Annotated in this window: 23 protein-coding genes and 1 tRNA gene; 5 read left to right on the forward strand and 19 right to left on the reverse strand. The window is 63.7% G+C overall.

What is annotated here, in order from left to right; all coding sequences use genetic code 11:
* Nucleotides 1–76 precede the first annotated feature (76 nt).
* Together lpxL and RM530_RS06975 are read right to left on the reverse strand one after the other, a co-directional pair.
* Complete coding sequence (gene lpxL, locus RM530_RS06970) at nucleotides 77–991, reverse strand: LpxL/LpxP family Kdo(2)-lipid IV(A) lauroyl/palmitoleoyl acyltransferase (RefSeq protein WP_311364500.1); 915 nt, start codon at nucleotides 989–991, stop codon at nucleotides 77–79.
* A 3-nt stretch (nucleotides 992–994) separates the two neighbouring features.
* Nucleotides 995–2,011 (reverse strand): NAD-dependent epimerase, encoded by a 1,017-nt coding sequence (locus RM530_RS06975; protein WP_311364501.1) that lies wholly within the window; start codon nucleotides 2,009–2,011, stop codon nucleotides 995–997.
* Between the two features lie 86 nt (nucleotides 2,012–2,097).
* Here RM530_RS06975 and waaA point away from each other — a divergent pair, with 86 nt between their 5' ends.
* Complete coding sequence (waaA, locus tag RM530_RS06980) at nucleotides 2,098–3,345, forward strand: lipid IV(A) 3-deoxy-D-manno-octulosonic acid transferase (RefSeq protein WP_311364502.1); 1,248 nt, start codon at nucleotides 2,098–2,100, stop codon at nucleotides 3,343–3,345.
* A 67-nt stretch (nucleotides 3,346–3,412) separates the two neighbouring features.
* On the opposite strand, the gene RM530_RS06985 is transcribed toward waaA, so the two are convergent.
* Nucleotides 3,413–3,865 carry a hypothetical protein gene (locus tag RM530_RS06985; RefSeq protein WP_311364503.1) on the reverse strand — a complete coding sequence of 151 codons (453 nt, stop codon included), beginning with the start codon at nucleotides 3,863–3,865 and terminating at the stop codon, nucleotides 3,413–3,415.
* A gap of 383 nt (nucleotides 3,866–4,248) precedes the next feature.
* On the opposite strand from RM530_RS06985, the gene RM530_RS06990 reads away from it, so the two are divergent.
* Nucleotides 4,249–4,325, forward strand: a tRNA-Arg gene (locus RM530_RS06990).
* Between the two features lie 396 nt (nucleotides 4,326–4,721).
* Here the strand turns inward: RM530_RS06990 and RM530_RS06995 are convergent.
* The 9 genes from RM530_RS06995 to glnK all read right to left on the reverse strand — a co-directional run bounded on the left by RM530_RS06995 (nucleotide 4,722) and on the right by glnK (nucleotide 9,980).
* Nucleotides 4,722–5,390: an IS66 family transposase gene (locus RM530_RS06995; RefSeq protein ID WP_311364504.1), complete on the reverse strand. Its 669-nt coding sequence runs from the start codon at nucleotides 5,388–5,390 to the stop codon at nucleotides 4,722–4,724.
* A 40-nt stretch (nucleotides 5,391–5,430) separates the two neighbouring features.
* Nucleotides 5,431–5,592: a hypothetical protein gene (locus RM530_RS07000; protein WP_311364505.1), complete on the reverse strand. Its 162-nt coding sequence runs from the start codon at nucleotides 5,590–5,592 to the stop codon at nucleotides 5,431–5,433.
* Nucleotides 5,593–5,748: 156 nt separating this feature from the next.
* Nucleotides 5,749–5,913 (reverse strand): hypothetical protein, encoded by a 165-nt coding sequence (locus RM530_RS07005; RefSeq protein ID WP_311364506.1) that lies wholly within the window; start codon nucleotides 5,911–5,913, stop codon nucleotides 5,749–5,751.
* 328 nt (nucleotides 5,914–6,241) lie between these two features.
* Nucleotides 6,242–6,688 (reverse strand): DUF4124 domain-containing protein, encoded by a 447-nt coding sequence (locus RM530_RS07010; protein ID WP_311364507.1) that lies wholly within the window; start codon nucleotides 6,686–6,688, stop codon nucleotides 6,242–6,244.
* Nucleotides 6,685–7,044 (reverse strand): DUF4124 domain-containing protein, encoded by a 360-nt coding sequence (locus tag RM530_RS07015; RefSeq protein ID WP_311364508.1) that lies wholly within the window; start codon nucleotides 7,042–7,044, stop codon nucleotides 6,685–6,687. Before RM530_RS07015 ends, RM530_RS07010 begins: the two co-directional genes overlap by 4 nt.
* A 92-nt stretch (nucleotides 7,045–7,136) precedes the next feature.
* Nucleotides 7,137–7,631: a C40 family peptidase gene (locus RM530_RS07020; RefSeq protein WP_311364509.1), complete on the reverse strand. Its 495-nt coding sequence runs from the start codon at nucleotides 7,629–7,631 to the stop codon at nucleotides 7,137–7,139.
* Nucleotides 7,632–7,704: 73 nt separating this feature from the next.
* On the reverse strand, nucleotides 7,705–8,043 hold the full coding sequence (locus tag RM530_RS07025) for a P-II family nitrogen regulator (protein WP_311364510.1): 339 nt from the start codon (nucleotides 8,041–8,043) through the stop codon (nucleotides 7,705–7,707).
* Nucleotides 8,044–8,179: 136 nt separating this feature from the next.
* Nucleotides 8,180–9,439: an ammonium transporter gene (locus RM530_RS07030; protein ID WP_349256190.1), complete on the reverse strand. Its 1,260-nt coding sequence runs from the start codon at nucleotides 9,437–9,439 to the stop codon at nucleotides 8,180–8,182.
* A gap of 202 nt (nucleotides 9,440–9,641) precedes the next feature.
* On the reverse strand, nucleotides 9,642–9,980 hold the full coding sequence (gene glnK, locus RM530_RS07035) for a P-II family nitrogen regulator (RefSeq protein ID WP_311364512.1): 339 nt from the start codon (nucleotides 9,978–9,980) through the stop codon (nucleotides 9,642–9,644).
* 204 nt (nucleotides 9,981–10,184) lie between these two features.
* On the opposite strand from glnK, the gene RM530_RS07040 reads away from it, so the two are divergent.
* Nucleotides 10,185–10,445, forward strand: coding sequence for an accessory factor UbiK family protein (locus RM530_RS07040; RefSeq protein ID WP_311364563.1), 261 nt, complete (start codon nucleotides 10,185–10,187; stop codon nucleotides 10,443–10,445).
* 25 nt (nucleotides 10,446–10,470) lie between these two features.
* The gene (locus RM530_RS07045) at nucleotides 10,471–11,982 is read left to right on the forward strand and encodes a YifB family Mg chelatase-like AAA ATPase (protein WP_311364513.1); all 1,512 of its coding nucleotides are present in this window, start codon (nucleotides 10,471–10,473) and stop codon (nucleotides 11,980–11,982) included.
* Between the two features lie 74 nt (nucleotides 11,983–12,056).
* Here the strand turns inward: RM530_RS07045 and RM530_RS07050 are convergent, their stop codons facing one another.
* The 7 genes from RM530_RS07050 to RM530_RS07080 form a co-directional block, all read right to left on the reverse strand.
* Entirely contained in the window at nucleotides 12,057–12,770 is a 714-nt protein-coding gene (locus tag RM530_RS07050) for a TorF family putative porin (protein ID WP_311364514.1), read from the reverse strand.
* A gap of 226 nt (nucleotides 12,771–12,996) precedes the next feature.
* Nucleotides 12,997–13,485 carry a c-type cytochrome gene (locus tag RM530_RS07055; RefSeq protein ID WP_311364515.1) on the reverse strand — a complete coding sequence of 163 codons (489 nt, stop codon included), beginning with the start codon at nucleotides 13,483–13,485 and terminating at the stop codon, nucleotides 12,997–12,999.
* A gap of 181 nt (nucleotides 13,486–13,666) precedes the next feature.
* Nucleotides 13,667–14,293, reverse strand: a complete 627-nt coding sequence (locus RM530_RS07060) for a CoA transferase subunit B (RefSeq protein WP_311364516.1) — start codon at nucleotides 14,291–14,293, stop codon at nucleotides 13,667–13,669.
* A gap of 1 nt (nucleotide 14,294) precedes the next feature.
* Nucleotides 14,295–14,993, reverse strand: coding sequence for a CoA transferase subunit A (locus RM530_RS07065; RefSeq protein WP_311364517.1), 699 nt, complete (start codon nucleotides 14,991–14,993; stop codon nucleotides 14,295–14,297).
* A 71-nt stretch (nucleotides 14,994–15,064) separates the two neighbouring features.
* Nucleotides 15,065–17,053 carry an acetyl/propionyl/methylcrotonyl-CoA carboxylase subunit alpha gene (locus tag RM530_RS07070; RefSeq protein WP_311364518.1) on the reverse strand — a complete coding sequence of 663 codons (1,989 nt, stop codon included), beginning with the start codon at nucleotides 17,051–17,053 and terminating at the stop codon, nucleotides 15,065–15,067.
* An 85-nt stretch (nucleotides 17,054–17,138) separates the two neighbouring features.
* Nucleotides 17,139–18,746, reverse strand: coding sequence for a carboxyl transferase domain-containing protein (locus RM530_RS07075; RefSeq protein WP_311364519.1), 1,608 nt, complete (start codon nucleotides 18,744–18,746; stop codon nucleotides 17,139–17,141).
* Nucleotides 18,743–19,906: an isovaleryl-CoA dehydrogenase gene (locus RM530_RS07080; RefSeq protein WP_311364520.1), complete on the reverse strand. Its 1,164-nt coding sequence runs from the start codon at nucleotides 19,904–19,906 to the stop codon at nucleotides 18,743–18,745. Before RM530_RS07080 ends, RM530_RS07075 begins: the two co-directional genes overlap by 4 nt.
* 173 nt (nucleotides 19,907–20,079) lie before the next feature.
* Between RM530_RS07080 and RM530_RS07085 the strand changes: the two genes are divergently transcribed.
* The gene (locus RM530_RS07085; RefSeq protein WP_311364521.1) at nucleotides 20,080–20,694 is read left to right on the forward strand and encodes a TetR/AcrR family transcriptional regulator; all 615 of its coding nucleotides are present in this window, start codon (nucleotides 20,080–20,082) and stop codon (nucleotides 20,692–20,694) included.
* The last annotated feature ends 57 nt before the right edge of the window (nucleotides 20,695–20,751 follow it).

Genomic DNA, 20,751 nt, shown 5'->3' on the forward strand with positions numbered 1-20,751 from the left:
CAGCGTTCAAATCAAAACGGTTTGCTGTTGATTTCTCTTGGCGCCTTTGCGTCTTTGCGCGAACCTCAAAAGCCTTTCAGTAAAGGCTGGCTTCGCCTTCGGGCCGGTGCTTGAAGCGCCGATGAATCCAGAAGTACTGGGGCAGTGCCTCGCGAATGCCGTCTTCGATCACCCGATTGATGGTGGTCGCGTCCGCCAGCTCATCACCGCTCGGAAAGTCTTCGAGCGCCGGGTGGATCGTGACGATGTAGCGCCCGTTTTCGCGCGCGCAGAAAAACGGCACGACGGCGGCGCGACCCATCTGCGCCAGCCGCGCGGTGGCGGTGATCGTGGACGCCTGTATGCCGAAGAACGGCGCGAAGACAGAGATGCGCCGGTCCAGGGTCTGGTCCGGTGCGTACCAGATCGACTGGCCGCGGCGCAGCGCCTTGACCAGGGTGCGCAGTTCGTCGCGCGGCAGTGCCGGCAGTCCGGAGCGCTGCTCGCGCCAGCGATGCATGTAGAAATCCAGCACCGCGTTGTTGTACGGACGATACATGGCATGAAACGGCACGCCGGCGATGCACAGGTATCGTGCCGCGATTTCCAGCGTGGTGAAGTGGCCCGTGAGCAGCAGCGCGCCCTGCCCGCGTGCCTGCGCCGCGCGCAGATGTTCGATGCCGCGCACCTCGCCACGCGGCGCCAGCCGCCGGTCGGACACCCACCAGGCCATGCAGGCTTCGAATCCGCCGGTGCCGATGGCGGCGAAGTGTTCGTCGCAGAGTTGTTCGATCTCCTCGGCCGGGCGAGTCGGGAAGCACAGGTGCAGATTGGTGCGCACGATATGGCGGCGCGATTTCATCACGCGGCCCAGGCTGCGGCCGATGAAGCTGCCCAGCCCCAACTGCCAGTCGATCGGCAGCAGGCACAGCACGCGCGCCACGCCCAGTCCCAGCCAGGTCGGCCAGAAGCGCGGATACAGCAGCGCGAGCTTGAAGTCGGGTCGGAACACCCCTCAGACGCCGTAATAATCGCGATACCACGCCACGAAACGTGGAATGCCCTCGTCGATAGAAGTCTTGGGGTCAAAGCCGGTGTCGCGCCGCAGTTCGTCGATGTCGGCATAGGTCTGGCGCACATCGCCGGGCTGCATCGGCAGCAGTTTCATGTTGGCGCTGCGGCCGGTCGCACGCTCGATCACCGCGATGAAATCGAGCAGCGCTTCGGGACGGTGGTTGCCGATGTTGTAGAGCCGGTAGGGCGCACGGCTGGAACTGGCGTCCGGTTCAGCCGGATTCCACGCGTCGTTCGCTTGTGCGATGCGCTCCATGATGCCGCGCATGCCGTCGACGATGTCATCGATGTAGGTGAAGTCGCGGCGCATGTCGCCGTGGTTGTAGACCTCGATCGGCTGCCCTTCGATCACCGCCTTGGTGAACTTGAAGTAGGCCATGTCCGGCCGGCCCCAGGGGCCGTACACCGTGAAGAAGCGCAGACCCGTCGTGGGAATGCCGTAGAGATGCGCATAGGTATGCGCCATCAGCTCGTTGGATTTCTTGGTGGCCGCGTACAGCGAGATCGGATGGTCCACGTTGTCGTTCACCGAGAACGGCAGACGTTCGTTGGCGCCATAGACGGAGGATGAAGACGCGTAGACCAGATGCCGCACCTGTTGCGCGCGGCAGCCTTCGAGGATGTGCAGGAATCCGTTGAGATTGCTCTGCACATAGGCGTGGGGGTTGCTGATCGAATAGCGCACGCCGGCCTGCGCCGCCAGATGAACGACGATGCTGAAACGGTTGGCCGCGAACAGGGCTTCCATTGCCTCGCGATCGGCGAGGTCCACCGTGTGGAACGCGAAGCCGGGACTACCGTCCAGCTGGGCCAGCCGCGCGTGTTTCAGCGCCGGATCGTAGTAGTCATTGAAGTTGTCGATGCCGACGACGTCGTAGCCGTCCGCCAGCAGCGACCGGCAGTAGTGATAGCCGATGAATCCGGCGGCGCCGGTGACCAGGATTTTGCCGTCGCGCATAGGGGAGGGTCGCGGTGGTGACGTTATCGGGCGCGTAGTTTATCGCTGCTTGCACCAGCGCCGTGCGGCCGCCATGCTGCGCCGCGATGCGCATCCTGTATACCGTGCTGCTGTATCTGCTGACGCCACTGGCGCTGCTGCGTCTGGCCGTGCGTGGTTTGCAGCTGCGCGACTATTGGCGGCGATGGGGCGAGCGATTCGGCCTGGTGGTGCCCGCCGCCGAGCCTACGGAAGTCTGGGTACATGCCGTGTCCGTGGGTGAGTCGCTGGCGGCGATGCCGATGATTCGCGAACTGGTGGATCAGTACGGACCCGGCCGCGTCTGGGTCACGACCACCACGCCCACCGGCAGCGCGCGCGTGCGCGAGTCCCTGGGCGACGCGGTGCGGCACAGCTACTTTCCCTACGATCTGCCGGGCTCGGTGCGGCGCGCCATGCGGCGAATCGCACCACGTCGCATCGTGATCATGGAAACCGAATTGTGGCCCAACCTGTTCCGTGCGGCGCGAAACCGCGACGTACCCTTGCTGGTGGCGAACGCGCGCCTGTCACCGCGATCGTTCCGCGGCTACTCGCGGGTGCGCGGCTTCGCCGCCGAGACGCTGCAGAACTGCGCCCTGATCGCGGCACAGTCCGAACATGATGCGATGCGCTTCAAGAGCCTGGGGGCACCGCGTGTGGAGGTCATGGGCAACATCAAGTTCGATCTCACGGTGCCGGCCGATCAGGTCGAAGCCGGTGCCGAACTGCGCGAGCGCTTCGGCGCGGCTCGGCCGGTATGGATCGCCGCGAGCACGCACGAGGGCGAGGAAGTGGCCGCACTCGACGCCCATCGCGAGTTACGCAAGCACTTCCCCGATGCCGTGCTGATTCTGGTGCCGCGACACCCGCAACGATTCGACACGGTGTGGGGCCTGATCGACCGTTCGCGTCTGCGTGGCGCGCGCCGACAGTGGAACAACGCCGATGCGCACACCGAGGTTTTGCTCGGCGACAGCATGGGCGAAATGTTCACCTATCTTGCCGCCAGCGACCTCGTCTTCGTCGGCGGCAGTTTCGCGGCTGTCGGCGGCCACAACATTCTGGAGCCGGCCGCGATCGGCAAGCCCGTCTTGTTCGGCCCGCAGATGCACAACTTTCTGCCGTCGCGGGCGCTGCTGCTGTCGCTCGGCGCCGCCGTGGAAGTGCCGTACGCGGCCAAGCTCGGCCCCGAACTGATCGCGCTGTTCGGGAACGCCGAGCGTCGGCGTCGCATGGGTGCCGACGGGCGCGCCGCCATTGCCGCCAACCGTGGCGCGCTGCGTCGTTTGATCGAACTGCTCGACGGTTTGTAGCCGCTCAGCAAGAGGCGTTTCGCTTGGTGGCGTCTCGGTTTGCGCACCGTCAGATGATGCGCAGGACTCAGTCCGGATCGTCCACGTCCGGACTGTCCGGTTGCTCGTCGTCTTCCGGATCGTCGGTTTCCGCTACATTCCCGGCTTTCGGCTTGGCGGGTATGCCGGAGTCCGGTTTCGGTACGGTCTTGAGATCGGCCGGCAGATTCCACTCCTCCGGCGCAAAGCCCGCACCGCGCATTGCACGAACCAGGGTTTCGAGCGGCTTGCGACTGCCCCGCGTCGAAACCAGCGAACCGGATCGTGCGATCACGGTGTCGAGTTTTTCCAGCACCAGGGCCCGGTCGCGTATCGGTGATCCGGTGCTGTTGCGGCGTTGCGCCCATTTCTGCGCGAATGTGAACTCTGCCGTCGGCACGATCAGCGCGCCCTCGCCCGGCATCACCAGCTGCACCAGCTCACCGTAACGGCTGACTTGCAGCCGCGTCAGTGCGGATTCGAACATCTTGAGGTCAGGCATGAGCGCTTCGGGTCGTCCTGAGGGAATCGCCTGGACCGCTTTCGGTTCAGCGGCATCCACCTTGCCACAGGCCGGGATACGCCGCCTTAAAGGCCATGCCGCGAGCGGCACCCCGCAGAATGAATCTGCTGCGGCATGGTCGTTCCCTCAGCCCCCTCTCCCGCAAGCGGGCGAGGTTAGGTCGGCATCACGCCGCGCGTGATTCACGCTAATGCCGGACCGGCAATCCTTCAACGCTCGATAGTGCCGCCGTAGTACCCGTGCTTCTGGGACCTGAGTTATGCTTCGCGCCCGCCATGACGTCGGATTCATGGCGCGGCGTTAGCAAGGCGAGGAACCCGCCGTAGGTGAAGCCGCATGCTGCCGTTACAATGAAGCCCGACGCGCCTGTAGCTCAGCTGGATAGAGTACTGCCCTCCGAAGGCAGGGGTCGCAGGTTCGAATCCTGCCAGGCGCGCCAATCAATCCAAGCTCGCAGTACCGTTCAAGGCGAGACGGCCTTCAAGGCTCGTATTCGAACCTGCGGCCCCAGAACAACGCATCGCCCGGCGATGGAAAGCGAAGCGAGCCATCGCGAGTTCGAATCCTGCCAGGCGCGCCAATCAATCCAAGCTCGCAGTACCGTTCAAGGCGAGACGGCCTCCAAGGCTCGTATTCGAACCTGCGACCCCAGAACAACGCATCGCCCGGCGATGGAAAGCGAAGCGAGCCATCGCGAGCTCGAATCCTCCCAGGCTCTCCAATCAATCACTTAGCAGATGCTGCCGTCTGAGCTTGTCCGTTTCTTATGCATTTTTTGGATGGCAAGCAATCAATCCGCAATAGCCTTCAGCAACGCATCCTTCGCGTCGGGTAACTACTCACCCGTTTCAGCGTAGAGCTGACCGGAAAGCGCGAGTTGGATAGCGATGAGGGGGTTGTATCCACGGTTGGCCATGGTCTGCAGGTAGCTGGAGATGCGGCAATAGGCTTGGGCGTACGCCCGGTTGCGGAAGCAACCGGAGACTTTCCGCTTGACCTTGCTCATGCGCAGCTCACGCTCGGCACGATTGTTGGTAAACGCGACATGAGACTCTTTGGCAAACAGCAGGACGGCGCTCTCATGGTCGCTCAGTCGTTCCCACAGCTTGTGGGCATCTGATTTGGCGATTCGGCCGCGCTTGCCGTTCTGCCGTGGGGGAATCGGCGGGAGTTCCTTGTCGCCCCGGGTCAGGATGTTGCGGTAGAGTTTCGGGAGTTTCGCGTATTCACGGCCGTTGAGCTTTTTCCGTTTGCGCCTGGAGACCACCGCGCAGGTCTGTTGCAGCAGGCGCTTGAGGTTTCTCGCCCAGGCGTAGCCGTCGGCGTCGGCGTCGGCGATGAAGGTGAGCTCCCGCAAGAGGTGCGCGCCGCACAGCCTGTGCCCGCAGTGGTCGTACGAGAAGTAGGAGGCCCAGCAGTCGTGGATCATGGCGCCGCCGTAGCACGGGATGACACCGATGTCCGCCATCGCTTCGAGCCCACGCTTGGGGTGCAGGAACTTCAAGACGTACTTGAGGAGCGTGCCCCGGAGATCGCGAGGCCAATCAGGGTCTGCTCGAGTTCGTGCTCGTCTTGGCGGTGTGCTTCTCCAGGAACACGGCCATCAGGAGCTTCAGGAGCATCAGCAGTGCCTCCACCAGGGCGCGGCCGCCGAGGTGGGTCTCTATGATGGCCGGCTCGGTAAGCCAAGGAACCCACAGTGTCAATTGTGTCCAGAGGTCAGCTGACCGACGGCGGTGATCTGGGGCCAGCGCGGCGCGGGGTCAGGCTTGGGTGGCGATGAAGCCGTACTGAGTCAGGGCCTTGATCCAACGGGGCGCGTTGCGTTTGACGCTGCGGGCTTGGTAATCGACGACGGTGTTTCAGTACGGCTGGTTGCGGCTGAGCATGTAGAAGACGGTTCGCAAAAGCTTGTGGGCCATCAGTTCTCTGAGCACGAAGACATGGCTGGCCGTCAGCTCGCCTTGCACGGCATCGAACAGCGTCTCGCGGGTGGCCTTGAGCCGCCGACTGCCCGTGGACGTCACTGACCGACCACGCCCAGGCGGATGCCGAACCGAAAAAGCCTGATGGCGATCAATCGCTGTCGGCCGGTTCAACGTGCGCTCTCGAAGGAAGTAATCTGGGGGGCGAGTCGGTCCGGTGGGTCACGTTAGAGTGCGGGGTCATTGCCGCCAAAAATTTGCGCGACCTTCTTCCTCCATCTCCCGCCCTACTGTCTCTTTCTTCCTCGGGGGCAGCGCACGTCGCAATCATCGTTAGCGTGAATCACGCGCGGCGTGATGCCGAACGACCCTCGCCCTCTCGCGGGAGAGGCGCTCGCGGCATGGCCGTTAGTACCGGCCGAACACCGGACTATGGCGCGACCATGAAGTCCGGTGGCTCCGGCGCGGCCCAAAGCACTTCTGCGGCGTCTTCGGCGCAGTAACGCCGCGCCGCCTCGGCTGCCTCCTGGATCAAAGCCTGGCGCTCCTCGGGCGCCATCGGGTCCGGCCGTCCGCTCGGGTCGCGCCCGGAAACCTGTGTCGCGCTTCGGTAGGCCGCGACCCGCTCCTGACGTAGACCACACTCCGCCCGGACTTTCTCCGCGAACTCGCGTGGCACGACCGACAGCGATCGGGGCGCGATCTGGCGCGATTCGATGTAGTGACGATCAAGGCGCAGGGCCGGGCCCGGCGCACGATCCGCGTAGTGCACGACACCGTTCGCGTCCGTCCACTTGTAGACGCCGGCCGCAAGAGACAGAGACGTGGACGTCAGCATCGGCAGTAAGCACACGCAGATGCGAACGACCGGTTTCATTGACTGTCGGCGCCGCAAGTGTCTCGAACCCGGGCCTGCGTCCGTTCGAGCAGCTGCGCATGCTGAACCGCGTCGAGCGTTCGGCGCTGGCCCAGGGCGTCTTCCTCGATGATGCTTTCGGCGTCCCGATACTGCTGCAGGCGCTGCCTTGCCGCCTCGCAATCCGCCGACGCTGACGGGGCCTGCGTGTCGGAAGCAGGCATCGCCCGGTCGGGAATTTGGGCAGCGCCCGGCGCCGGCTGGTCGCCAAAGTGCGCGCGTCCCTGGGCGTCAACCCAGCGATAAATCGTCGCACCGCTGACTGCAGTTGGTGCAGCCAGACAGAGGCTCAACAGGAATACGATTTCGCGCAGCATTGGCGCCCTCCCGCGACCAGCGCTCAGTGTATTGTGCGGCTGACGGCGCGCACAAACGGCGTTCGCCCTGGGCGGCTGCCTGAACGCAGGGCTCAGGGGGCCACGGCCACCGCAGCCTCGAACCGACGCATCCACCAGGGCACGTCAATGTGAATCACCTCGACTTCGCCCGTGCCCGAAGGCGCGTGAATCGCACGACCGCCGCCGAGCCACATCACCACATGGACACCGTTTGCCTGATTTCCGGGAAAGCGAAAAAACAGCAAATCGCCGGGACGCACATCCTCTGAGTCAATTTCCAGGCCACTGTGCATCTGATCGCGCGCCGAACGTGGCAAACTCAGACCCGCCGCCCGGTAACTGAAATGCACCAGCCCGCTGCAGTCGAATCCCGCAGAATCGGCACCGCCATAGCGATAGGGTCGGCCCAGCTGACCCAATGCGGCATCGAGCGCACGCTCGCGTGTTCCTGAGTCACCCTGTTGCGGACGCAAGGGCTCACTGCCGCAGCCCGACAGAATCAACGCGGCCCAGCACAGCAGTAGCCAGCAGGGGCGCAGCAGAATCATGCCGTCGGGGCGCCGCATTTCAGAATAATCCGCGGAGTCTCACTGGGTAGAGGTCGTGCGTGCCGAATCCACGGCAGCGGCCGACAAGTGTTCAGACCGCGTCGGGACCTCGTTCTCCGGTACGAATGCGCGTGGCCTGCCCGAGATCGTAGACGAAGATCTTGCCATCGCCGATTTCTCCGGTGCGCGCAGCCTGGGTAATCGCCTCCGTCGCCGGCTCGACCATGTCCGGCTCCAGCGCGAGTTCGATCTTGATCTTGGGCAGCAGGTCAACGACATACTCAGCACCGCGATACAGCTCGGTGTGCCCCTTCTGCCGCCCGAACCCACGAACCTCGGTCACCGTCATGCCCTGCACGCCGATATCCGACAGCGCTTCGCGCACTGCGTCGAGCCGGAACGGCTTAATGATCGCAATCAGCATTTTCATCGGCACTACCCTTCTGTTGTTCCTGGAACCCGATCCAGGTTCCGATCAATGTAGAGGGCAGTGTAGACGGCGCCTCGCGCAAAAAGAAAGGCGGGCGCATTGCTGCGCCCGCCCGGTTTGCCGCAAGACCGAGGGCTTACTCCCGCTTGAATTCCGGATAGGCCTCGAGGCCACATTCGGAAAGGTCCGTACCCATGAGTTCTTCTTCTTCGCTGACGCGCAGACCGAGGATCATCTTGAGGACGAACCAGACGATCAGGCTGGTGATGAACACCCACAGGAAGATGCTGACCAGACCCAGAAGCTGGGCGCCGAAGCTCGCACCCTCGTTGGTGATCGGCACCGCCATCAGACCCCACATGCCAACCACGCCGTGGACCGAGATGGCACCAACCGGATCGTCGATCTTGAGCTTGTCGAGACCGATGATCGAGAACACCACGATGATGCCGCCCACGGCCCCGATCAGCGTGCCGGCGACCGGAGTCGGGGCCAGCGGTTCGGCGGTGATGGCGACCAGGCCCGCGAGTGCGCCGTTGAGCGCCATCGTGAGATCGGCCTTGCCGAACACCAGACGTGCCACCACCAGCGCGGCGATGGTACCGCCGGCCGCCGCCATGTTGGTGTTCACGAAGACGCGTGCCACTGCATTGGCCTCGTCGATGTTCGACACCACCAGTTCGGAACCACCGTTGAAGCCGAACCAACCCAGCCACAGGATGAACGTACCCAGGGTGGCCATCGGCATGTTCGCACCCGGAATCGGGTTGATCTTGCCGTCTGCGCCATACTTGCCGAGACGCGGACCGAGCAACAGTACGCCCGCCAGTGCCGCAGAAGCGCCGCACAGATGCACGATGCCGGAACCTGCGAAGTCGTTGAAGCCGGCGGCGTCGAGGAAGCCGCCGCCCCACTTCCAGAAGCCCTGAACCGGGTAGATGAAGCCGGTCATGAAGACGGCGAAGGCGAAGAACACCCACAGCTTCATGCGCTCGGCAACCGCACCGGAGACGATCGACATCGCGGTCGCAACGAACACGACCTGGAAAAAGAAATCGGACAGGCCGGAGTAGTAGGTATCACCACCACTGGCCAGCACGTCTTCGACGGAGTTGTCACCACCGCCCAGCAAACCGCCGAAGCCGGGGAAGTACGGGCTCATCGCATCACCCGGATACATGATGTTGTAGCCCATCAACATGTACATGACGCAGGCCACGGCGTACAGGCCGATGTTCTTGGTCAGGATTTCGGCCGTGTTCTTGGCACGGACCAGACCCGATTCAAGCATCGCGAAGCCGGCCGCCATCCACATGACGAAGGCGCCCATCACCAGGAAGTAGAACGTATCCAGCGCATACGCGAGCTGGACCGTCGCATTTTCGGCATCGGACATTTCCGCCGGAGCCTCTTCCTCGGCCATCGCCGGTGCCTCGCCCATGGTTGACTCGGGCGCCATTTCCTCGGCCAATTCCATCGTTTCCGGCGCTTCCGGCGCCATCTCATCCTGCGCCATCGCGAACCCGCTGAAGCCCAACATCATGGCCGCGAGCAATGACATCAAACGCATCGTTTTCATGCTTTTGTCCCCCTGATTTTCAAAGCGCGTCTTTGCCGGTCTCGCCGGTCCGGATGCGGACCGCCTGTTCGAGCGAAAACACAAACACCTTGCCGTCCCCGATCTTGCCGGTGTGTGCCGCCTTGGTGATCGCTTCGATCGCCGCGTCGAGCGTTTCGTCTTCGACAGCGACTTCGAGCTTCACTTTCGGCAGGAAGTCGACGACATATTCCGCTCCCCTGTACAGCTCGGTATGACCTTTCTGACGCCCGAAACCCTTGACCTCGGTAACGGTAATCCCTTGCACGCCGATCTCCGAAAGCGCCTCGCGCACTTCGTCAAGCTTGAACGGCTTGATGATGGCCGTAATTAGTTTCATCTGTAGAACTCCTGGACCAGTCGTATCCCCATCCACCTGGCAGTCGAGGTGGGTTCGGGTTATCCCCCAATGCATCTAACATGCCAGTGCATGCGTTCCGAAATGGAATTTCCCGCACCATCCTGGTGCCGATCACGGCTTGTGCTCGCGTCCAGACAGTAACTTGTCTAGGCTTGAGGCTGGATCCGATTCGGGGTGTACGCGATGTCCACAAGCCGGCAACTGGAAGAGCTGGCCGCAAAATTGGCGCAGGCACTGCCACCAGGCCTCAAGGGCCTGAGGCGCGAGCTGGAGGATAATTTCCGGGCGGTGCTGCGCGCCCACCTAGATCGGCTCGATCTGGTGTCCCGCGAACGCTTCGACGTTCAGGCGGAATTGCTGGCACGCACCCAACAGAAGTTGCAGCGTCTGGAGCAACGACTCGACGCGTTGGAATCCCGCTCCGCCTCGAATACATCCGCCTGAAGCGGCGCGGGTTCCTGAGCCGTTCATGTCCCAGCACAGCCTCGCAACCGTCCACTCGCGGGCGCAGAACGGCTTGCAGGCGGACCCGGTCACGGTGGAAGTGCATCTCGCGCCCGGTCTGCCAGGACTGTCGATCGTCGGCCTGCCCGAGGCCGCTGTTCGTGAGTCCAAAGACCGTGTACGCGCCGCCATACAGAATTGTGGCTACGAGTTCCCGGCGCGCCGCATCACGATCAATCTGGCGCCGGCGGACCTACCCAAGGAAGGCGGACGCTTTGATCTTGCAATCGCCCTCGGCATCCTCGCCGCTTCGCGGCAGATACCACACGAATCGCTGAGCGACATCGAGGTACTGGGCGAACTGCGTCTGTCCGGCGCGATCGCGCCGATCCGTGGCGCCTTGCCCGCTGCAATCAAGGCCGCGGACGCCGGGCGACGCCTGCTGCTGCCACTCGATAATCTCGGCGAGGCCACGCTCGCCCCCGCCGCCGAGGCGATCGCCGCCGAACGTCTCGGCGATCTATGCGAGCAATTGCAGCGCGGCCCGCTCGCCAGCAGCGAGCCACCCACGCTTGAGCCGACACCGTTCGCACAGGCCGATATCGCCGACGTGCGCGGGCAACATCAGGCCAAGCGCGCGCTCGAAATCGCTGCCGCAGGTGGACATTCCCTGCTCATGGTCGGACCACCCGGCAGCGGCAAATCCATGCTGGCACAGCGCCTGCCAGCCCTGCTGCCACCGCCGGACGCTGCCGAATCTCTGGAAATCGCCAGTGTTGCGTCCATTTCACGAGAAGGCTTTGACGTGTCCCGCTGGGGCCAACGCCCCTACCGCGCGCCGCACCACACCGCTTCGGCCGTGGCTCTGGTCGGCGGCGGCAGCGACCCGCGTCCCGGCGAGATCACGCTGGCGCATGGTGGCGTGCTGTTTCTCGACGAGCTTCCGGAATTTCAACGACAGGTGCTGGAAGCGCTGCGCGAGCCATTGGAAACGGGACAGGTCACGATTTCGCGCGCCGGACGGCAGGCCGATTTTCCGGCCCGGTTTCAGTTCGTGGCGGCGATGAACCCCTGCCCCTGCGGCTGGAGCGGTGATCGCGAACGCGAATGCCGCTGCTCGCCGGACCGCATTCATCGTTATCGGGACCGGATCTCGGGGCCGCTGCTGGACCGTATCGACCTGCACATCGAGGTGCCCCGGCTGCCGGCCGCGGAACTCAGTGGACCGTCCAATGCATCGGCCACTGAAACCACGACTGAGGTTCGAGCCCGCGTCATCCGCGCCCGCGAACAGCAGTTGCGGCGATCGGCCCGACCCAATGCCGCGTTACTGCCAAACGAACTGGACAGCCTGGTTGAACTGAGCGAAATGGCACGATCCATATTGGTGCAGTACGCGTCCAAAATGGTGCTTTCGGCGCGCGCCATGCACCGCGCCGTTCGTGTCGCGCGTACCATTGCGGACCTTGGCGACAGCGCTCAGATTCGGCCGGCGGACATGGCAGAAGCGCTGCGTTATCGCGCGCTGTCCGCTTAAGCACGGCATGCATGGCTCCAAAAAAAAAACCCGGCTTTCGCCGGGTTTTTTTATCGAAGCTTGTCGAACCAACCTTACAGATCGAATCCATAGCTCATGCCGAGGATGAACTTGGGATCGTCCTCGAAACCACTCACGTCGATATCGGTATCGATGTACTGGAAGCTGGCGCTCAGGTTGTCGTCGATTGCGACGGACAGACCGATGCTGTAGTCGATGTAGGAATCTTCCTCACCGCCGAAATAACGCTCGATCTCATCGCCCGAGTACTGGCCGACACTGGCAGTAAAGGCAAGCTTTTCGGTAATCGGCAACTCCATACCCAGCGACAGATAGCCCGCCTCTTCCGCATCACCATCGCCCATGAAGAAGTTGGTTTCATCGCCGTAGGCATACGACAGGCTGAAGTAGCTGAACGAGACACCGACATAGAATTCCAGCGTGCTCAGATCCGAATCGGTTTCATCTTCTTCCGGGTACCAATAGTAGGTCGCCCCGAAATCGTAGCCCAGCTCACCCACCGAACCGCCGAAACCGACATAGAAATCCTGCTCGGTGCCACCGCCGAAGCCGATGTTCGATGCCCAGGTGCCCGCGTACAGGCCGCTGTCACCTTCCCAATCGATACCGCCCTGAACCGCAGCATCGCCACCCTTGCCCTGCGAAAGGCCGCGGAAGCTGTAATCGCTGAAAGCACCCACGTTCCCCGACCAACCGGCAAATGCGGTGGGGCTCGCAGCCGCCGCGCACAATGCCGCCATAGCAGCCACTCGCTTCATTTTGAACATGTAAATCTCTCCCAATCGGTTGCGCAATGATTTTCTGAACTTATGCACGGCGCGGAGGCTGCCTCCATGAATGCCCAATTCCCCCTAATCGCCGAGCACCACATTGTAGCAATTTGGATGCCAAATCGGTGCACGCCGGAAATCCGGCCCAAAACAAAACGGCCGGCTCGTCTCGGACGAACCGGCCGTTTCTGATTCCGCTCGCGTGAGGCGCCCCCAGAAGTGACTACAGACCGGACTGGCCGAGCATGTACTCCACCGCCTCTTGCACTTCTTCGTCGGACAGCGACGGATCACCGCCCCGTGCAGGCATCTGGTTGATACCGTTGATCGCGCCCTCGACGATGGCGTCCACGCCACCCTGGGCATCGATGCGCGCCTTCCAGGCGGCGGCCTCTCCGATTTTGGGCGCGCCGAGCACGCCCGCCTGATGGCAGGCGCCGCAGACCTTGCCGACGATTTCCTCGCCGCTCATCGGCGCGCGCGCACTCGCTTCGGTCTTCTGCATCAGCGCCGCCGGATCGGTCACGACCATGGCGACGGGCTTGACGCGCTCTTCGAGCCGCGCCATGGCCGCCGGGTCCATGCCTTCGTTGGTCGCGGAAAAATCGACGATGGAGGCCGCGATCGCGATGAGAAAGGCAAGGCCCACCAGAATCGCGAGAACGGTGAGGAAGGTAGCGAGGAATTTCTTGTCGTGATTGGCGTGGTCCACCAGCGGACTCCGGTCCCGTGAGAGAAATTAAGGCGCGCAGTATAGCCATGCCGCGCGCCGTTGGCGTGGCGATCAACAGTTCAAATCGGAATCAATCGCGTGAATTGTAGTACAGCCGCAACACTCATGCGGACGCCGTTGCCGAGGATGGCTCGAACCGGCGGTCGAAAAGCGGAACCGATCAATAGACCGTACAGCCGGTCTTGGCGCGCAGTTCTTCCGCGCTCACTTCCGACGCCAGCTCGACCAGACGAATGCCTTGCGGCGTCACGTCCAGAACGCCCAGTTGCGTAATGATGCGGTCGACCACGGCGACGCCGGTCAGCGGGAGGTCGCAGTTCCCGAGGATCTTGTGCGACCCGTCCTTGGCAGTGTGTTCCATCATCACCACCACGCGCTCGACACCGGCCACCAGATCCATCGCACCGCCCATGCCCTTGATCATCTTGCCGGGCACCATCCAGTTCGCCAGATCGCCACGCTCGGACACCTGCATGGCGCCGAGAATCGACAGGTTGATGTGCCCGCCGCGAATCATCGCGAAAGAGTCCGCGCTGGAAAAATAGGCGCTGCCGGGCAGCTCGGTGATCGTCTGCTTACCGGCATTGATCAGATCCGCGTCGACCTCGCTGTCCAGTGGATACGGGCCGATGCCCATGAGGCCGTTTTCGCTCTGCAACCATACGTCCATGCCCTCCGGGATATAGCCTGGAATCAGGGTGGGCAGACCGATCCCAAGGTTGACGTAGTAGCCATCCTGCAGCTCCTGCGCCGCGCGCTTGGCCATCTGTTCGCGTGTCCAGGCCATTTCAGCTCTCCCGCGTGGTGCGCTTTTCGATGCGCTTTTCAGGACTGGGGTTGTGTACCAGGCGCTTCACGTAGATGCCGGGCGTATGAATCATGTCGGGATCGAGCTCGCCAATGTCCACCAGTTGCTCGACCTCCGCGATGCACATCTTCGAGGCTGTTGCGCACATCGGATTGAAGTTGCGCGCGGTCTTGCGAAACACCAGATTGCCGGCGCGGTCGGCCTTCCAGGCCTTCACCAGAGACAGGTCCGCGCGCAGACACCTTTCCATGATGTGGGGCTCGCCGTCGAACTCGCGTACCTCCTTGCCCTCGGCCACCAGCGTGCCGTACCCGGTCTTGGTGTAGAACGCCGGAATCCCGGCGCCGCCAGCCCGCAGCTTCTCGGCGAGACTGCCCTGCGGCGTGAACTCCAACTCCAGTTCGCCGGCCAGGAACTGCCGCTCGAACTCCTTGTTTTCGCCGACGTAGGACGCAATCATCTTGCGGACCTGTCGCGACTCCAGCAGTACGCCCAAGCCGAAACCATCGACGCCCGCATTGTTCGAAATCACCGTCAGATCCTTGCAGCCGGTTGCGCGCAGGGCGTCGATCAGCGCCTCGGGAATCCCGCACAGCCCGAAGCCGCCCACCGCCAGTGTCATGCCGTCGCGAACCACGCCCTCCAGCGCGGCGGCAGCACTGGGATATTGTTTGTTCATCGCCTCGTCCTCCAGGCCAAGCCCGTTTCAGGCTGATTTCGCATGCGGTGCGGAACGTCAGCCACTCGCATTCACTCGGCCGGCTCGAACTCGACCAGTTCGGCGCCATCGGCAACCTGTTCGCCGACGGCGCAGAGCAAGCCGGTGACCGTGCCGCGTGCCGGCGCCGAAAGCGTGTGTTCCATCTTCATCGCCTCCATCACCACCAACGGTGTTCCCTTGTCGACCAGTACACCGACTTCGGCCGGCAGCTCCAGTATTTTCCCCGGCATCGGCGCCAGCAAACCGCCCTGCGCATCCTGCTCCTCACCGGCATGGGCCAGCGGATCGAGGCGCGTCAGCCGGTACGAATTCCCGCCAATGAAGACCTGCAGAATCTCGCCGAGCGCAACGACGCGCGCATTGAAATGCCGGCCGCCGACGGTGGCCTGCAAACGGCCGCTCGCATCGAGCCGCGCCTGCGCGGCCTCACCGTCGATCCGGTAACCCTCCGGCGCGTACTCCACTTCGAGCACGCGGTGCACATCGGCGTGAAGCCATTCGATCTTGCGCCGCGATAGCCCGTTGAGGCGCCAGCCGTCGGCCTGTGCCCACGGTGACCAGCGGTCGAGCGAACCGGCTGCATCCTCGGCCCGTGCGCGTGCTTCGTCCAGCAGGTGGTGCAGCCCGGCAGCTTCGAATACCTCGCGCGGCGGTGCGGCAGCCGGCGCAAGCAGAATAGCGCGCTCGCGTTCGATCAGACCGGTATCGACACGCCCGGCACGGAAGTCGACATGGTCGATCAAGCGCGCCAGAAAGCGGGCGTTGTTGCCCACGCCCGCCACCTCGAACGCGGCGAGCGCACCCAGCATGCGGTCGATGGCGCGATCACGGGTTTCGTCCCAGACGATGAGCTTGGCCAGCATCGGATCGTAGTGCGGGCTGACTTCGTCGCCCTGATCAACGCCGCTGTCGATCCGCACATGCGCCGATTCGGCCGGCGTGCTGAACAGCGCCAGGCGACCGATCGACGGCAGAAAGCCCTTTTCCGGCTCCTCGGCGTAGAGCCGCACTTCGATCGAATGCCCGTGCAGTGGCACCTGCTCCTGGCTCAGCGGCAGCGCTTCGCCGGCGGCGATCCGCAGCTGCCATTCGACCAGATCGAGACCGGTGATCATTTCGGTCACCGGGTGCTCCACCTGCAGACGCGTATTCATCTCCATGAAATAGAACTGGCCGCTCGAATCCGCGATGAACTCGACGGTGCCGGCACCGACGTAGCGGACGGCGCGCGCAGCATCACAGGCGGCCTTGGCCATGGCGGCGCGTCGTTCGCCATCGATGCCGGGCGCCGGTGCTTCCTCGACCACTTTCTGGTGGCGTCGCTGCGCCGAGCAGTCGCGCTCGTGCAGGCTGATGACCGAGCCCTGGCTGTCGCCGAACACCTGAATTTCGATGTGGCGTGGCTGCTGCAGATACTTCTCGATCAATACCTGCTCGTCACCGAAACTGGCCCGCGCCTCGCGCTTGCAGGACGCCAGCGCGGCGGCAAACTCGCCGCTGCCTTCGACCACGCGCATGCCCTTGCCGCCGCCACCGGCCGAGGCCTTGATCAGCACCGGGTAGCCGATTTCGTCGGCCTTGGCCTGCAGCAGCGCCGGCTCCTGCGCATCGCCGTGGTAACCGGGCACCAGCGGCACACCGGCAGCGTGCATCAAGGCCTTGGCCGCGGACTTGGAGCCCATGGCCTGAATCGCCTCGACCGGCGGGCCGATGAAGACGACGCCAGCCTCGGCACAGGCGCGCGCGAAACCCTCGTTCTCGGACAGGAAGCCGTAGCCGGGATGGATCGCCTCGGCGCCGCTGCAACGTGCCGCGTCGAGGATGTTCGGCACCTGCAGGTAGCTGTCCTTGGAGGCGGCCGGCCCGACGCAATAGGCTTCGTCGGCGAGCCGCACATGGCGCGCCTCGGCATCGGCCTCCGAATACACCGCCACGCTGCGAATGCCGAGGCGGCGGCAGGTCCTGATGATGCGGCAGGCGATTTCGCCACGATTGGCGATCAGTACTTTTCCGAACATCAGAATGTGCTCCCCGACAACAAGCTGCGCGTGCCGAAGATGGCGTCGACCTCGCTCCTGGAAACTCTCATCGCAGGGCGCTCCATCACATCCGGAACACGCCGAAGCGCGTCTGCGGAATCGGCGCATTGAGCGCGGCCGACAGGCCCAGCGCCAGCGTGCGGCGCGTCTGTGCGGGGTCGATGATGCCGTCGTCCCAGAGCCGCGCCGTGGCGTAGTACGGATCGCTCTGCAGATCGAACTGACTGCGGATCGGCTCGCGGAACGCGGTTTCGTCGTCGGCGCTCCAGAGTCGCCCCTTGGCTTCCAGCGCGTCGCGGCGCACGGTGGCGAGCACACTCGCGGCCTGCTCGCCGCCCATCACCGAGATTCGCGAATTCGGCCAGCTCCAGAGGAAACGCGGCGAGTAAGCGCGGCCGCACATGCCATAGTTGCCGGCGCCGAAGGAGCCACCGACCAGCACCGTGAACTTCGGCACCTGCGCAGTCGCCACAGCCGTGACCAACTTGGCGCCGTCCTTGGCGATGCCGCCGTTCTCGTACTTGCGGCCGACCATGAAGCCGGAAATGTTCTGCAGGAACAGCAGCGGAATGCCGCGCTGCGCACACAGCTCGATGAAGTGCGCGCCCTTCTGTGCGGACTCGGCAAACAGGATGCCGTTGTTGGCGACGATGCCCACCGGATAACCATGAATGTGTGCGAAGCCGGTCAGCAGGGTGGCGCCGTAACGTGCCTTGAATTCATCCAGGCGTGAACCGTCGACCAGACGCGCGATGATTTCACGCACGTCATAGGGCTTGCGCGCATCCGCCGGAATCACGCCGTAGATTTCTTCCGGATCGTAAAGCGGCGCTTCCGGTACCTGCAGGTCCACGCCCGGCTGCTTGCAGCGATTGAGATTGGACACGAGACGGCGCACCAGCGACAGCGCATGGTGATCGTTTTCAGCCAGATGGTCGGCCACGCCGGACAGGCGCGTGTGCACATCGGCACCGCCGAGATCCTCGGCGCTCACCACCTCGCCGGTGGCGGCCTTCACCAGGGGCGGACCGCCGAGAAAGATCGTGCCCTGATTGCGCACGATCACGGTTTCGTCGGACATCGCCGGCACATAGGCGCCGCCAGCGGTGCACGAGCCCATCACGCAGGCGATCTGCGGTATGCCCTGCGCCGAAAGATTGGCCTGATTGAAGAAGATGCGGCCGAAGTGCTCCTTGTCCGGAAACACCTCGTCCTGCATCGGCAGGAAGGCACCACCGGAATCGACAAGATAAACGCAGGGCAGATTGTTCTCGCGCGCGATTTCCTGGGCGCGCAGATGCTTCTTGACGGTCATCGGGTAGTAGGTGCCGCCCTTGACCGTCGCGTCGTTGGCCACGATCACGCATTCCCGACCGCTGATGCGGCCGATGCCGGCCACCACGCCGGCACTGGAAATCTCCCCGCCGTACATGCCCCAGGCCGCCAGCGACGACAGTTCCAGGAACGGCGAACCGGCGTCCAGCAGACCGTCGATGCGCTCGCGCACCAGCAGCTTGCCGCGTGCCACATGCTTGGCCCGCGCCGCTTCGGACTCGCCCTGCGCCACGCGCTGCATGGCCTCGCGCAGTCCGTCCACCTGCGTCTTCATGCCCGCAGCATTGGTGCGGAACTCCTCGCTGGATGTCCGCAATTTCGATTGGATGATGCTCACCCGAGCGTCTCGCCGAAGAGTTCGCGGCCGATCAGCATGCGGCGGATTTCCGAGGTCCCGGCACCGATTTCATAGAGCTTGGCGTCGCGCCACAATCGGCCCGCCGGAAACTCGTTGATGTAACCGTTGCCGCCCAAAGCCTGAATCGCCTGCCCGGCCATCCAGGTGGCCTTTTCAGCCGAATACAGAATCGCGCCAGCCGCATCCTTGCGCGTGGTCTCGCCGCGATCACAGGCCTTGGCCACGGCGTAGACATAGGCACGGCAGGCGTTGAAGCCCACATACATGTCCGCCAGCTTGCCCTGCATCAACTGGAATTCGCCGATCGCCTGGCCGAACTGCTTGCGTTCGTGCACGTACGGCAGCACTGCGTCGAGGCAGGCGGCCATGATGCCCAGCGGCCCACCGGACAGGACCACCCGTTCGTAGTCCAGGCCGGACATCAACACATTGACGCCGCGTCCCACCTCGCCCAGTACATTGTCTTGCGGCACCTCGCAATCCTCGAACACCAGCTCGCAGGTGTTGGAGCCGCGCATGCCGAGCTTGTCGAGCTTCTGCGCCGTGGAAAATCCGGCAAAGCCCTTCTCGATCAGGAAGGCGGTGATGCCGCGCGCGCCAGCGCCGGGATCGGTCTTGGCGTAGACGATCAAGGTGTCCGCGTCCGGACCATTGGTAATCCACATCTTGCTGCCGTTGAGCACATAGCGATCACCCTTGCGGTCCGCGCGCAGGCGCATCGACACCACGTCCGAGCCCGCCCCGGGCTCGGACATCGCCAGGGCCCCGACATGCTCGCCACTGATCAACTTCGGCAGGTAGCGTCGCTTCTGCGCCTCGCTGCCGTTCTTGCGCAACTGGTTCACGCACAGGTTCGAATGCGCGCCGTAGGACAGGCCGATCGAGGCGCTGGCACGGGAGATTTCCTCCATTGCCACCACGTGCGCGAGATAGCCCATCTCGGTACCGCCGTATTCGGGCTCCACTGTCAGACCCAGCACGCCCAGTTCGCCGAACTTGCGCCACAACGGCATCGGAAAGGCATTGTCCTGGTCGGTCTTCGCCGCCAGCGGCACGATCTCGCGCTGCGCGAACTTCTGCGTGATCTCTCGCAGTTGGTCGACCTCATCGCCAAGATCGAAATTCAGGCTTGCGCTCATCCGGGACTCGCTCCGTGCTGGCCACCCTTGTGTGTGTGTCCCACGATCTATAGCTGCGCAGCGACACCTGCCGGGTTTGGCGGCTCAGTGGAATGTGCCCGGCACGACGGATTCTAGGCGCCACGCATCAAAAAGTGAAATATGATTCACAAAAAACAATTGAGATTCACATCATGGCTTACCAACGCTCGCCGCTGATGCAGGAACGACTGGCCGACAATCGCCAGCGCATCCTGCGTTCCGCGCGTCGACTGGTGGCGAGCGGCGGCTTCCGCGCCGCGTCGATCAGCGCGGTGGCGGCGGAGGCTGGCTTGTCCACCGGCGCAATGTATCGCTACTTCCCGTCCAAGAAAGACCTGTTCGTGGAAGTGCTGGACGAGGCCGTCACCCATGAAGTGTCGATCCTGCGCGAGATCGTGGACCGACCGGCGCCGGCCATCGAACGCCTGCGCGCCGCGGTGGAATCCTTCGCAGCGCGCGCCCTGCAGGGTCCATACCTCGCCTACGCCTTCATCGCCGAACCGACCGACCCCGAAGTCGAAGCCGCCCGTATCGTCTGCCGACAGCGGTTCGGCGAAGTGTTCAAGGACGTACTGCGCGCCGGCGTCGCCAGCGGCGAGTTTCCCGAGCAGTCCGTCGAGGTCAGCGCAGCCTGCATCGTCGGCGCGTTCACCGAAGCCCTGGTGCGTCCGGTGGCGCCATCGTCCAAGGCCAGTGACGCTCACGCGCTGATCGATGCGATTGCAGACTTCTGCGTGCGTGCGGCGAGGGGGAACAGGAGCGCCTGATTCGCCTGATTCAACGCAGGTATCGAACCCCTAAGCCGGCATAGCCGGAACCAAACA

The organism is Banduia mediterranea (assembly GCF_031846245.1).
GTDB classification, from domain to species: domain Bacteria; phylum Pseudomonadota; class Gammaproteobacteria; order Nevskiales; family Nevskiaceae; genus Banduia; species Banduia mediterranea.

Bases quoted from the DNA above. Each gene is read 5' to 3' on its own strand.
- RM530_RS06975 (WP_311364501.1), bottom strand. From the start codon at position 2,011: ATGCGCGACGGCAAAATCCTGGTCACCGGCGCCGCCGGATTCATCGGC.
- waaA (WP_311364502.1), top strand. From the start codon at position 2,098: ATGCGCATCCTGTATACCGTGCTGCTGTATCTGCTGACGCCACTGGCG.
- RM530_RS06985 (WP_311364503.1), bottom strand. From the start codon at position 3,865: ATGCCTGACCTCAAGATGTTCGAATCCGCACTGACGCGGCTGCAAGTC.
- RM530_RS07010 (WP_311364507.1), bottom strand. From the start codon at position 6,688: ATGAAACCGGTCGTTCGCATCTGCGTGTGCTTACTGCCGATGCTGACG.
- RM530_RS07015 (WP_311364508.1), bottom strand. From the start codon at position 7,044: ATGCTGCGCGAAATCGTATTCCTGTTGAGCCTCTGTCTGGCTGCACCA.
- RM530_RS07020 (WP_311364509.1), bottom strand. From the start codon at position 7,631: ATGCGGCGCCCCGACGGCATGATTCTGCTGCGCCCCTGCTGGCTACTG.
- RM530_RS07025 (WP_311364510.1), bottom strand. From the start codon at position 8,043: ATGAAAATGCTGATTGCGATCATTAAGCCGTTCCGGCTCGACGCAGTG.
- RM530_RS07030 (WP_349256190.1), bottom strand. From the start codon at position 9,439: ATGTCCGATGCCGAAAATGCGACGGTCCAGCTCGCGTATGCGCTGGAT.
- glnK (WP_311364512.1), bottom strand. From the start codon at position 9,980: ATGAAACTAATTACGGCCATCATCAAGCCGTTCAAGCTTGACGAAGTG.
- RM530_RS07040 (WP_311364563.1), top strand. From the start codon at position 10,185: ATGTCCACAAGCCGGCAACTGGAAGAGCTGGCCGCAAAATTGGCGCAG.
- RM530_RS07045 (WP_311364513.1), top strand. From the start codon at position 10,471: ATGTCCCAGCACAGCCTCGCAACCGTCCACTCGCGGGCGCAGAACGGC.
- RM530_RS07050 (WP_311364514.1), bottom strand. From the start codon at position 12,770: ATGTTCAAAATGAAGCGAGTGGCTGCTATGGCGGCATTGTGCGCGGCG.
- RM530_RS07060 (WP_311364516.1), bottom strand. From the start codon at position 14,293: ATGGCCTGGACACGCGAACAGATGGCCAAGCGCGCGGCGCAGGAGCTG.
- RM530_RS07065 (WP_311364517.1), bottom strand. From the start codon at position 14,993: ATGAACAAACAATATCCCAGTGCTGCCGCCGCGCTGGAGGGCGTGGTT.
- RM530_RS07070 (WP_311364518.1), bottom strand. From the start codon at position 17,053: ATGTTCGGAAAAGTACTGATCGCCAATCGTGGCGAAATCGCCTGCCGC.
- RM530_RS07080 (WP_311364520.1), bottom strand. From the start codon at position 19,906: ATGAGCGCAAGCCTGAATTTCGATCTTGGCGATGAGGTCGACCAACTG.
- RM530_RS07085 (WP_311364521.1), top strand. From the start codon at position 20,080: ATGGCTTACCAACGCTCGCCGCTGATGCAGGAACGACTGGCCGACAAT.